Consider the following 12,231-nt stretch of genomic DNA (forward strand, 5'->3'; position numbering starts at 1 on the left):
CGGGTGGATCATTCGGCGGTGGTGAACAGGCCTCGGTTCATGGCGACGATGACGGCGTGGGTGCGGTCGTTGACGTCGAGTTTGGCGAAGATGCGGAGTAGATGGGTTTTGACGGTGGCTTCGGCGATGACGAGGCGTCTGCCGATCTCGGGGTTGGAGAGGCCGTCGGCGACCGCGCGCAGGACGTCGATTTCGCGGGGGGTCAGCGTGATCGGGTCGGGGCGGCGAATGCGCGCGACCAGGCGTTCGGCGACGCGGGGAGCGAGGACAGTCTGGCCGCGGGCGGCGGAGTGGATGGCGTCGACGAGTTGATCGCGGGTGGTGTCCTTGAGCAGGTAGCCGATGGCACCCGCTTCGATGGCACGTTCGATGTCGACATCGGTGTCGTAGGTGGTGAGGATCAGGACACGGGTTCGGGTGCGGCGCACTATCTCTCGGGTAGCGGCCACGCCGTCCATGACCGGCATTCGCAGATCCAGCAACGCTACGTCCGGGGCCAGGCGTTCGGCGAGTTCGATGGCTTCAGCGCCGTCGGCCGCCTCGCCGACGATCTGGATGGACGGTTCGGCCTGTAGCAGCGCGACGAGGCCCGCACGCATCACGACGTGATCGTCGGCCAGGATCAGGCGAAGGGGCTCGGTCACGTCAGCTCCGCTCGGTCGATGGGAGGAGGGCGAATATCCTGGTGCCCTCGCCGGGTGAGCTGGTGACGGCGAATTCGCCACCGAGTTCGGCGAGCCGGTTGCGCATCCCGTTCAGGCCGAATCCGCTGGCCTCATGCGGTGTGAATCCGATTCCGTCATCGGTGATCTCGAGCTCCAGACCTGCGTCGGTGTGGGAGAGGACGACACCGACGGTGCTCGCCTTCGCGTGCTTGCTCACATTGGCCAGCGATTCCTGAGTGCAGCGCACCAGGCCGATCCGGGCGGGTTGGTCGCACACGATGTCGGCCAGTTCGGCGTGCACGGTCAGCCCGGTGTCTTCGGCGAAACGATCGAGGACCCGGCGCAGCGTCTGGGCCACCCCACTACTGTCCGCCGGGCTGCCGCCGACGAGAACCCTCGCCTCGGTGAGGTTCTCACGCGCGGTCCGCTCGATCGACAAGAGCTGCTTGGCGGTAGTCGCGGGATCGGTGCCGATGCCGTCGCGGGCCGCCTCGGTCAGCACGATGATGGAGGCGAAACCCTGGGCCAGGGTGTCGTGGATTTCGCGGGCGATCCGTTCGCGCTCCTCGGCCGCGCCTTGGCGCTGATGGGCCTCGGCGAGATCCGATTGGGTGCGTTCCAGCTCGGCGCCGAGTACGCGGGTGCGTTCGGCGCCCTGCCTGATCACCTGGTCCATCCACAGCCCGAGCAGGACGCCGCCCGCGTATCCGAGCAGGGTGAAGGTGGCATTGCCAGGGGAGAAGATCGGCCCGGTGAGGTTCCCGATGAGGGTGGCTACCGCCGCCGCGCTGAGGTAGCCGACCGCGCGGCGCGGCGTCCGCGTGTAGATCCAGAACAGCGGAATCGAGACGATGAAGAAGGCCGCGCCGCCTTCGAGCAAGATCGCTGTCACGCCGAGGACGGCGACCAGCAGGCAGAGGAAGCCGGTGGCCCCGACTACACGGTGGCGCGGAAAGGTCGTCAGCGCCATATAGCTCGCGGCCAGCGCCGCGACCAGCGCCCACGTCACGTACTTCGTCACATCGGTGCGATCGTGCACCGCGATCACCGGCGGGCCGAGGCCGAACATCACCCAACATCCGGCGTACCACCGGTGCAGAATCCGCATCCGGTTCGGCCGCTCTTCCATTCCGCTCAGCCTACTTTCACCGATGCTGCGGTGACGGCGGGCCGGGCGGGCCACCAGGTGCGATCACCCAGCAGTAGCAATACCGCGGGCAGGACCACGATCCGGATCACGAACGCGTCGAGCAGGACCGCCGCCGCGAGGGCGAAGCCCATCTGCTTCATCTCCATGATGTGCAGTGGAACGAAGCTCGCGAACACCGTGACCATGACGAACGCGGCGCTGGTCACCGCGCTCGCTGAACCGCCGACACCGTCGAGAACGGCTTGGCGGGTCGGCATGCCGCCGAGTGCGAGCTCGCTGATGCGGCTGAGCACGAAGATCTGATAGTCCGTCGACAGTCCGAACAGGATCACCAACAGCAGCAGGGGAACTCGGGAGCCGATCGAGCCGGTCGAATGGAAATCGAGCAGGCCTTCGGCCCAGGTGTTCTGGAAGACCGCGGTCAAAAGGCCCAGCGATGCGCCCGCCGAGAGCAGATTCAGCACGACACCGAGCACGCCGAGGACCACGGACCGGAATGTCACGACGGTCAGGACGAAGGTCACCAGGAGCAGTGTCCCGATGATCATGGGCAGCTTCTGTTCCTGGTGGCGCGGGTAGTCGGCGTAGTGGGCGACATCACCGGTCACCGCGTAGTCCACGCCGGAGAGGGTGCCGACGGTTGCCGGTAGGTAGTCGGTGCGGAGGCGTTCGAGTGACTGCTGGGCGGCGTCGTCGCCGACGTGATGCTCGACCCGTAGTTCCAGCAGGCTGATTCGGCTGTCCGGGGAGGTGCGCAGTTCAGTGCTCCCGGCGAGGGCGGGATCGGACTCGGCTCGTTGGGCCAGTGCGCGCAGCACGTCTGTCACTTCGCCCGCCCGCGCAGGTTCGGCCGCCACCACTACCTGGTGCATCGACTTCAGTTCGGGGAAAGCGGTATTGAGTCGATCGAACGATTGCATGGCGGGAATGGAACGCGGGTGGGTTTCGCGGCCCATGTCGGTGAGGTCGAGGCCCAGCAGCGGCGCGGTGAGTGTGAGCATGGCGAGTACCGAGATGGTCAGTGCGGCTACCGGGCGTGCGGCGGTCAGCCGGAGCATGGAACCGGTGAGGCGACCGGTGCTCTCTCGCGCGGGTTGCGAGGTCTTGCGTGCCGCACGCCGCTCGGCGCGTTCGGACAGAACAGTCAGCAGGGCGGGCAGGGCGGTGAGCGAACTGGCCACCGCGACCAGGGTGACGAGAATCGCGCCGGTCGCGATCGAGGAGAAGACCACGTCGTCGGCGAGATACATCGTCGCGCTGGAGACGGCGACGGCGATACCGGAGACCACCACCGCGCGTCCGGACGTCGCCGCGGCGAGTTCCACCAGTGCCTGCGAACCGATCGAACCACGCGCGCGGGCCCGCTCCTCGCGCGCACGTTTCAGATAGAACAGGGTGTAGTCGACGCCGACCGCCATCCCGATCAGCAGGATGATGTTGGTGCCGACGCCGTTGTCGGGGAACAGATGTGAGGCGGGCATCGACAGCCCGATCGCCGCGACGATGGACGAGATGGCCAGCAGCAGCGGCACCAGAGCCATTGCCGCCGAGCGGAACACGACGAGCAGGGTGATCAGGGTGATCGGCAGTGCGATCAACTCGGTTCTCGCCAGGTCGCGCCCGCGCAAGGCTTCGACACCGCTGCTGATCGAGGGGCCACCGGTCTCCTCTACCCGCAAGTCCGGATATGCCCGCTGCACCTGATCGGTCTGCTCGCGCAGCGCGGCCACGTGCTTCTTGGCATCGAGTTCCGCGCCCGCCATGGTCACGTCGACCCGCAGCACTGTTCGGTCTGGTGAATACACCGGCACAGCAACGGATTTGACCTCGGGCAATGTCGACATTCGGTCCGCGACCTCCTGCGCGGCCCGGTCCGCGGCGGCTCCTCCACCGGTGACCAGCACCCGTTCCATCGGCAGCTGCTGTAGCCCACCCGAGGTTGCGATCGCTTCGCCGCGGCCCGCCTCGCCGATCCAGAAGTCCTCGGTGGCAGCGGGTTTCCCGCCGATTCCGGCGCCGATTCCGACGCACAACGCGACGAAGACGAACCAACCGGCAATGGCCCGCCACGGATGGCGGGCACTGGCAACGGCGATCGATACCGAGCGATTTCGCATGTCATCAATGCTGCTCGGGTGGCCGGCGTGGCCGCCAGCATCGACCGGTCGAACTTGGTGTCCACCGATCGGTGGACACGGCGCCGCGCTCAGCGGGTGAGCAGCCCCGCCAACCCTTCCAGGAGCAGATCGAGGCCGAAGGTGAAATCGGCTGCGCCGGAGTGGGTTCCGGCGATGACCAGGGAGGCGATTGTGTGCATGTGTGGGTGGGTTTCGGTGGGAATGAGCGGGAGGAATTGTTGTGCGGCCGAGGCGTATTCGGACGGGTCGAGGGGGAAGTTGATCGCCTGGAGGGTGAAGCCGTAGATGTGGCTGTCCAAGGCGTTCCAGGCTCGGTCGGCCTGTTCGTAGGTGAAACCCGCGGTGATCAGGCAGCCGAGGGTGGCGTCGACGTAGCGGAGCATGGCGGGGCCGACATTGACGCGGGAGCCGAGTAGGCCGGTGGCCCAGCGGTGGTTCAGGAGGACCTCGTGGGCCGAGGTGGCACGGTGGCGGAGTTCGGCTCGCCAGTCGTCGCCCGCGCGGGGGACGTAGATCTCCGCGACCACCAGGTCGATGATGCCGTCGTAGAGGTCGTCCTTGTTGGCGACGTGGTTGTACAGCGACATCGCTTCCACGCCGACGGTCTTGGCGAGGTTGCGCATCGACAGGGCGGCCAGGCCCTGCTGGTCGGCGAGCTCGATGGCCGCGCGCAGGACTCGTTCTCTGGTGAGTGGGGTGCGCGGCGACATGGGGCTCCTGACAGTTTCCTTGACCTACTTACGGCGTAAGCGTAGCGTCTCGCAGTAGAAACTTACGCTGTAAGTGCGAGATGAGGGACGATTCTCATGACCGATGTGGATACGGCTTCGATGACCGCCTGGGTTGCGCCTCGGTACGGCGGGGGTGAGGTGCTGCGGACCGAGGTTGTGCCGCGGCCGACACCTGGGGAGCGGGATGTGGTGGTCCGGGTACGGGCGGCATCACTGTGCAGTGGGGATCTGCATCTGCTCAATGGGACGCCGTACCTGCTGCGGCTCGGGTTCGGATTGCGCAGGCCCAAGCATCGGATGATCGGGCAGAACCTGGCGGGCGAGGTAGTCGCGGTCGGTGCGCTGGTCACCGAATTCCAACTCGGCGACCGGGTTTTCGGCGAGGTCTCCAGCGGCGCCTTCGCGGAGTACGTGTGCGCGGATGCGGGTTCGTTCGCCGTTGTTCCGGCTGCGATCAGCATGGAAGATGCCGCGGCGACCCCGGATTCGGGTATGACGGCCTTGCAGGGTCTGCGCGACATCGGCAAGGTCGGGCCGGGGCAGCGGGTGCTGATCAATGGCGCGTCCGGCGGGGTCGGTAGCTTCGCGGTGCAGATCGCGAAGGTGCTCGGCGCGCACGTGACGGCGGTGTGCGGCACCCGGCATCTCGAGATGGTGCGCGAAATCGGCGCGGACGTCGTAATCGACTACACCACCGACGATTTCACTCGCACGGAGGTGCCCTACGACGTGATCTTCGACCTGGCAGGCAATCGCACACTACGGGAGATCCGCCGAGCGCTGGCGGGGGACGGCGTCTTCATCTCCTCCGCCGCCGCGCCCGGCGACAACTGGTTCGGCCCGATCCGATGGCTGGCTCAGGTGGCGCTCACCGACCTGTTCGCCCGGCAGACCCTGAAAGCTCTGCTCATGCGACCCGCTGCCACCGACCTGGAATACCTGGCCGGATTGGTGGTCGACGGAAAGCTGCGACCGGTGATCGAGCGACGGTTCTCCTTGTCCGACACGGCGCTTGCCGTCGCGGTGTTCGAGCAAGGGCACGCGTCGGGAAAGACCGTCCTCACCGCATGAGCCGACGGAGGATGCCGGTCCGGTCAGATTCAACGGGTCAACGAGTAGGCGGAGCAGACGGGCGCACGCCTAGGGCGGAAGCTGTCCTAGGTGGCTCGTAATGTAGATCTCATGAGCAACGAGATCCAGTCCTACCGCATCGACATCTCGCAGCAGCAGCTCGATGACCTGCGTAATCGGCTCGACAATGCGCGCTGGCCCGCCGCACTGCCGGGCGATGACTGGGACACCGGCGTGCCGACCGGCTACCTGCGCGAGCTCGTCGACCACTGGCGCACCGGCTACGACTGGCGGGCAGAGGAGGCGAAACTCAATGCGCACGAGCAGTTCACGACCGTGATCGACGGGCAGAACATCCACTTTCTGCACGTCCGCTCGGCGGAACCCGATGCGGTGCCGCTGCTACTGACGCACGGCTGGCCGGGCTCGATAGCGGAATTCCTCGACCTGATCGGCCCGCTGACCGACCCGCGCGCGCACGGCGGCGACTCGGCCGATGCCTTCCATGTGGTGATCCCGTCGCTGCCCGGTTTCGGGTTCTCCGGACCGGTCACCGAGGGGTGGTCGGTTCGCCGGATCGCCGAGGCCTGGGTCGAGTTGATGACCAGGCTCGGGTACCAGCGGTTCGGGGTGCAGGGTGGTGATATCGGTGCGGCGGTGAGCCCGGAGGTCGGGCGAGTGGCGCCGGATCGGGTGGTCGGCGTGCATGTCAACGGTGGTGCGGGCTCGTTCCCGCAACTGCCGTTGTCCGATGAGGACATGGCGAGCCTGACCGAACTCGAGCGCGACCGCATCGTGCGGATCGAGGCGTTCATGAACGAGGAGTTCGGCTACATCGCCGTGCAGTCCACCCGTCCGCAGACCCTGGCCTATGGGCTGGTCGACTCCCCGATCGGGCAGCTGGCGTGGATCTTGGACAAGTTCCGGGAGTGGACGCACCCACGCGAGACGCTGCCCGACAAGATCATCGATCGTGATCGGCTGCTGACCAACGCAATGATCTACTGGCTCACCGGAACCGCGGGCTCGGCGGCCTACGTCGGCTACGCGCAGCCGGTGGAATGGGGTGCGGTGCCGGCGAATTCGGGTGTTCCGACCGGCGTGCTCGTCCTCGCCCACGATGTGGCGATTCGGCGCTTCGACGAGGCGGAGAACACGATCGTGCGCTGGAACGATGTGGACCAGGGCGGGCACTTCGCAGCGCTGGAGGAACCGGAACTGCTCACCACCGATGTGCGCGAGTTCTTCCGCACGTTGCGCTGATCAGTCCGCGAGTTCGCCCGCCGAGCGCCAGGATTGACGCTCGGCGGCAAACGCTTCGGCTTGGACAGCGCGGAATTCCTCGATGGAGCTCGCGTTGTCGGTGAGGAATCCGCGGTAGTCCGCGAGCCGGAACTCGCCGTCGGTGGCAGTGACGTCCACCTTGCCTGCGGCGAAATCCGCACGGAGATAGAGGAGTTCGTCGGGCTCGACCGGGTGCCATCTGATCCGGTCGAAATAGCGCAGTAGCCAAGGGGTTTCCGCATCGGTAGCGAACCGGTCGACACCGGGTCCTGAGGTTCCCGCAGGCCGGGCGCGGTGGTTCCACACCTGGGTGGTGCGGCCGACGAACTGGTATCCGCCGGGGCCTTCCATGCCGTAGATGCACAGGTAGGCGCCGCCGATGCCGACCGCGTTCTCGGGGGTCCAAGTGCGGGCCGGGTTGTATTTGGTGGTGACGAGGCGGTGGCGGGGATCGGTGGGGGTGGCCACGGGGGCGCCCAGGTAGACGTCACCCAGGCCAAGGACCAGGTATTCGGCGTCGAAGACGGTCTTGTAGACATCATCGACGGAGGGCAGGCCGTTCATGCGGCGGATGAATTCGATGTTCCACGGGCACCAGGGGGCGTCGGCGCGGACGCCGTGCATGTAGCGGGTGATCGCTTCCCTGGTGGCGGGGTCGTCCCAGGAGAGGGGGAGATGGACGGTGCGGCTCGGGACGACCAGCTGGTCGGAATTCGGCAGTTGCGCTTCGGCTTCGGCCAGCATGTCGAGGAGTTTGCCGATCGGCAGAACTGCCGGATCGACGCGGATCTGCAGGGATCGGATGCCAGGCGTGAGTTCGATGACTCCACGCAGGCCGATCGCGATGAGGTGCTGGTGCAGCGCGTGGACGCGGGCGCGCAGACCCAGATCCAGGGTGAGCGTGCCGTATTCGACGAGGACGCCGTCGTCGCCTTGTCGTCGGTAGGTCACGCCGGTTTCATCGTCGACCGCGGTGCGCCGGAGGATGCCGTCGTCGCCGTCGCGGCCTGCCGAGAGGACGGTGCCCAGTGATGCGCGTCGTTGGGCGCCGAGTGCTGCTGCGGGAGCGGCATGCTCGGAGCGGATGGGGACGAAGCGAACCTTGTCGCCGGGGGTGAGCTGACCGAGTTTCCAACGGTCGGCGGCGACTACGGTGACCGGGCAGACGAATCCACCGAGACTCGGGCCGTCCGGGCCGAGCAGGATCGGGGTGTCGCCGGTGAAGTCGAGGGCCCCGACGGTGTAGGCGTTGTCGTGGATATTCGACGGGTGCAGGCCCGCTTCACCGCCGTCGGTACGAGCCCACTCGGGTTTGGGGCCGATGAGGCGCACACCGGTGCGATCGGAATTGAAGTGGACCTCGTAGTCGGTGCCGACGATGGTGTCGAAGTCGTTGCGGGTGAAGAACTCCGGTGCGCCGTGGGGGCCTTCGGTGACGGCGAGTTCCCAGCGGTGGGCGAAGGCGGGTTGGTCGGCCATCGGGACGGCGGGGGCGAGGCGGGTCGACGGTGCGCCCAGAGTGAGCGATTCGGCGGCGCGTAGTGCGGCACCGGTTCCGCCGCCGAACTTGCCGAGGGTGAATGTGGCCGCACTGCCGAGGAATTCATCGACGTCGATGCCGCCGGAGATCAGGATGTAGGTTCGCATGCCAGGTCCGCGGATCGCGCCGACATCGAGTACGCCGCCGGCGGGCACCTCGACGGTTCGCCACTGCTCGATCGGGCGGCCGTCCACACGGATATCGGCGACAGCCCCGGTCACACACACCCAGGTCGCGGCGGAGAAGCGCAACGCGGGCCCGCCCAGTGTGCACTCCAGCCCCGCCGCGCCTTCGGGGTTGCCGAGTATCCGGTTGCCGAGGCGGAACGACAGGTCGTCCATCGGCCCGGACGGGGGAACTCCGATGTGCCAGTAGCCGATTCGTCCCGGCCAATCCTGCACAGTGGTCTGCATTCCGGGACGCACGACATCGATGCGCGGCTGAGCCGGGGGCGTCGCGACGGGAGCGAGGGTGGCAACCAGCGGCGTGGACTCCACCGTCGCGGGCTGGTCGACGCGGGTGTCGGTGAGGCTCATCGGGTCACCACCATGCGGACCGGGGTGGGGTCGAAACCGTTGCAGGGGTTGTTGATCTGGGGGCAGTTGGAGACGAGGACGAGGGTGTCGATCTCGGCACGGAGAGTGAGCTTCTTGCCGGGGGCGGAGAGGCCGTCGACGATGCCGAGGGTGCCGTCGGATTCGACGGGGACGTTCATGAACCAGTTGATATTGGAGACCAGGTCGCGTTTGCCCAGACCCCATTCGAGCGCGGCGGTGAGGAAGTTCTCCACGCAGGCGTGCTGGTGGCGGGTGTGCCGGCCGTAGCGCAGAGTGTTGGATTCCTGGGAGCAGGCGCCCGCGATGGTGTCGTGATTCCCGACCTCGTCGGCGACGACCGTCATCAAGGGAGTGCCGGCTTCGGTGCGCAGGACACTGCCGGTGGTGAGGAAGATATTGCGCTGGGCGGCGATGGTGGCCTGGGCGCTGTAGCGGTCGGTGCGGTCGGCGGCGGAGTAGAGCAGGCAGTCGACGGCCTGGTTGCCGTGCAGGTCGATGATGTCGAGGTGGTCGCCTGCGCGGATGATCGCCGACCACGGTGCCTTGGCGGGAACGGTTTCGTCGAGGACGACGGTGCGGGTGGTGGTCATGCCGGAACCTCCGTGTTCAGTGCGGCCGTCCAAGCGGATTCGGTGTTGTCCACGGCTCGTCGGTATTCGGGGTCGTCGTTGGTGGCGCGATCGGTGGGGGCGGACCAGGCGATGAGATCGAGGTCGCCGGTGGGGCGGTCGTCGAGGGGGTGGGGGGCGTTGGCGACCAGCAGCGTCACCGGCAGGTGAATGATCAGGTCGATGGTGGCGCCCGCGTGGCCGTTGCCGGTCGACTCGATCGCTCCGTTCGGGGCGACACGGGCGCCGCGGAACAGGGCGATGGAGGGGCCGATGTCGCGGGGTTCGAGGCCCTGTTTGGCGCCGGCGAGGTGGAGCTGGTGGCGGCCGTCGGTGGTGGGGCCGCACAGGGTGTCGTGGTGACCGGAGGTGTCGGCGAGCACGGTCGCCAGCACTCTGCCCTGGTCGGAGAGCAGCGGGTGGCCCGCGCTCAGATACGCCTGCCACGGCACCTTCACCGTATCGGCGACGTTCAGCCGTTCCCACGGCGATTCGGCGCGCAGCAGGAACAGGTGAGCGCAGGTGGTCCCGGACGGGTCGGCGAACCGGGCCCGAGTGCCGCGGCCGAGCACGACATTCGCGTAGCCGCCAGGGGGAATGCGCTGTGCGACGGCGACCGCGGCGGGATCGACACCGTTCGGCGTCTCGGGGCGGGCCATCGTGGCGGCCGCCGCTTGGGCGCGCGCGTGGGCGCGGGCGCCCTCGGTGGACTGGGTACTCGTCATCGTTATCTCCTCGGCGAGCGATGGGTGACGGGGTGAGTGCTGGCGGGTTCCGTGGCGGACGCAGGTTCGGGCTGCCTCCGCCACGGAGTCGAATCAGGCTGGTACCGGCGCGGTTTCAGCGATGGGCGCGGATTCCTTGCCCGCGACGACGACGCGGTAGACGATCGCGCCCGCGGTGAGGATTACGGCTACCGACAGCGGGCCTGCCCAGAGCTGCCACCAGCTGCCACCTGTCGGGGTGTAGACCTCGGGCCGTGGCCACGCCAGATTGATGACCATCGCGATGCCCCAGACCACGGCGAGGGTGTTGATCGGGATGCCCCAGCGGCCGAGGTGGAACAGGGATTTATCGTCGAGGGCGGGCATGCCTTCGATACGGCGGACCAGCAAGGGGATCGTGACCAGCAGGTAGGCGAGATACAAGCTGACGATGCAGACGCTGGCCAGGGTGGCGAAGATCGCGGGGTTGCCCAGGTTCAGGACCAGGAGACCGATGCCGAGGGCGCCGATCGCGACGGCGGGCCACACCGGGGTGCCGAAGCGGGGGTGCACGGTGGACAGGGCCTTCGCGAAGGGGAGTTTGCCGTCGCGGGCCATCGAGAACATCAGGCGCGAGCCCGCGGTCTGGATCGCGAGGGTGCACACGATCACCGCGACCGCGACGCAGCTGAGCAGCACCGAGCCTGCGGGGCTGTTCAGCTTCGACGTGATCACGTAAGCCAGTCCACCGGCGGACAATTCGCCGTCGGACAGGCTCGGTGCCGCCATCAGCGCGCCGAGCAGCATGAGCCCGCCACCCAGCGCCGATACCGCGAGCGCGAGCAGGATGGTGCGGGGAGCGACCTTGCGCGGATTCTTGGTTTCCTCGGAAAGCTCACCGGCGGAATCGAATCCGACCATCACGTACGCGGCCATCAGACCCGAGACCAGGAACGCCGCCCAGTACGGGCCGGGGGTGGCCTGGTCGGTCTGGAACACCACATCGGGCCCGCGCTCGGTATTGGCGAAGAACAGCGCGATGATCGCCAGCACACCGACGATCTCGACGGTGACGCCGATCGAATTGATCTTCGACATCAGATCGATGCCGATCACATTGATCGTGGTGGTCACGACGAGCAACGCGCTGCCCAGCAGTACGGCGTTCATCGCTCCGTCGCGGGAGGTGAGCGCGGTGTCGGTGCCGATGAGCTGGAATCCGCTCCAGATCGACGGCAGCACCACCTGGAGTGCGATGGCGGCCGCGGCGGCGGTGACGACCTGGGCGATCACCATCATCCAGCCGGCGAACCAGCCGATCAGCCCGCCCGCCAGGCGACGTGACCACTGATAGATACAGCCGGAGATCGGGTACCGGGCGGCCAGCTCGGCGAAGTTCAGCGCGACCAGGAACTGGCCGGCGAACACGAGCGGCCACGTCCAGAAGAAGGCGGCGCCGCCGAACGAATAGCCGAAGCCGAAGAACTGGAAGATCGTGGTGAGGATGGAGACGAACGAGAAACCTGCCGCGAAGGACGCGTAACGCCCCAGTTTGCGATGCAGGACCGGTTGATATCCGAAGGCTGCCAGATCGGCGCTGTCGCGGCCGAGTTCGGTTGGGGCGGCGGGGGATTCGAGTGTCGTGGCCATGTCGGAGTCCTTCAGCGGTTCGGCCAATATCTATCAGTCGATAGTTTTGCGCGCCTGATCGCTCGAACGGTGTCGTGCGTGTATCGACTGCGCGGCCCGCGGTAACTTCTGCGTTGCCTGAGTTTCTATCAAG

10 protein-coding genes are annotated in these 12,231 nt (G+C 67.2%); 2 read left to right on the plus strand and 8 right to left on the minus strand.

Features of this window, described 5'->3' with window-relative positions; translation table 11 throughout:
* Nucleotides 1–8: 8 nt before the first annotated feature.
* The 4 genes from ACFWPK_RS05455 to ACFWPK_RS05470 form a co-directional block, all read right to left on the minus strand.
* Nucleotides 9–644, minus strand: coding sequence for a response regulator (locus ACFWPK_RS05455; RefSeq protein ID WP_378913339.1), 636 nt, complete (start codon nucleotides 642–644; stop codon nucleotides 9–11).
* A gap of 1 nt (nucleotide 645) precedes the next feature.
* A complete protein-coding gene (locus ACFWPK_RS05460) occupies nucleotides 646–1,794 on the minus strand; it encodes a sensor histidine kinase (RefSeq protein ID WP_378913340.1) in 1,149 nt (382 codons plus the stop codon).
* 5 nt (nucleotides 1,795–1,799) lie between these two features.
* Nucleotides 1,800–3,932 (minus strand): MMPL family transporter, encoded by a 2,133-nt coding sequence (locus ACFWPK_RS05465; protein WP_378913341.1) that lies wholly within the window; start codon nucleotides 3,930–3,932, stop codon nucleotides 1,800–1,802.
* Between the two features lie 89 nt (nucleotides 3,933–4,021).
* On the minus strand, nucleotides 4,022–4,663 hold the full coding sequence (locus ACFWPK_RS05470; protein ID WP_378913342.1) for a TetR/AcrR family transcriptional regulator C-terminal domain-containing protein: 642 nt from the start codon (nucleotides 4,661–4,663) through the stop codon (nucleotides 4,022–4,024).
* A 96-nt stretch (nucleotides 4,664–4,759) separates the two neighbouring features.
* Here ACFWPK_RS05470 and ACFWPK_RS05475 point away from each other — a divergent pair, with 96 nt between their 5' ends.
* Nucleotides 4,760–5,755, plus strand: a complete 996-nt coding sequence (locus ACFWPK_RS05475) for an NAD(P)-dependent alcohol dehydrogenase (RefSeq protein ID WP_378913343.1) — start codon at nucleotides 4,760–4,762, stop codon at nucleotides 5,753–5,755.
* 111 nt (nucleotides 5,756–5,866) lie between these two features.
* Nucleotides 5,867–7,018 (plus strand): epoxide hydrolase family protein, encoded by a 1,152-nt coding sequence (locus ACFWPK_RS05480; RefSeq protein WP_378913344.1) that lies wholly within the window; start codon nucleotides 5,867–5,869, stop codon nucleotides 7,016–7,018.
* Here ACFWPK_RS05480 and ACFWPK_RS05485 read toward each other — a convergent pair whose 3' ends face one another.
* The 4 genes from ACFWPK_RS05485 to ACFWPK_RS05500 form a co-directional block, all read right to left on the minus strand.
* A complete protein-coding gene (locus ACFWPK_RS05485) occupies nucleotides 7,019–8,992 on the minus strand; it encodes a 5-oxoprolinase/urea amidolyase family protein (protein ID WP_378913474.1) in 1,974 nt (657 codons plus the stop codon).
* 119 nt (nucleotides 8,993–9,111) lie between these two features.
* The gene (locus ACFWPK_RS05490; RefSeq protein ID WP_378913345.1) at nucleotides 9,112–9,726 is read right to left on the minus strand and encodes an urea amidolyase associated protein UAAP2; all 615 of its coding nucleotides are present in this window, start codon (nucleotides 9,724–9,726) and stop codon (nucleotides 9,112–9,114) included.
* Nucleotides 9,723–10,469, minus strand: coding sequence for a DUF1989 domain-containing protein (locus ACFWPK_RS05495; protein ID WP_378913346.1), 747 nt, complete (start codon nucleotides 10,467–10,469; stop codon nucleotides 9,723–9,725). The genes ACFWPK_RS05490 and ACFWPK_RS05495 overlap by 4 nt, the downstream gene beginning before the upstream one ends.
* Before the next feature lie 93 nt (nucleotides 10,470–10,562).
* Nucleotides 10,563–12,098 carry an amino acid permease gene (locus ACFWPK_RS05500; protein WP_378913347.1) on the minus strand — a complete coding sequence of 512 codons (1,536 nt, stop codon included), beginning with the start codon at nucleotides 12,096–12,098 and terminating at the stop codon, nucleotides 10,563–10,565.
* Between the last annotated feature and the right edge of the window lie 133 nt (nucleotides 12,099–12,231).

The sequence above is a fragment of the Nocardia sp. NPDC058519 genome (genome assembly GCF_042719755.1).
In the GTDB taxonomy this organism is placed as follows: Bacteria; Actinomycetota; Actinomycetes; order Mycobacteriales; family Mycobacteriaceae; genus Nocardia.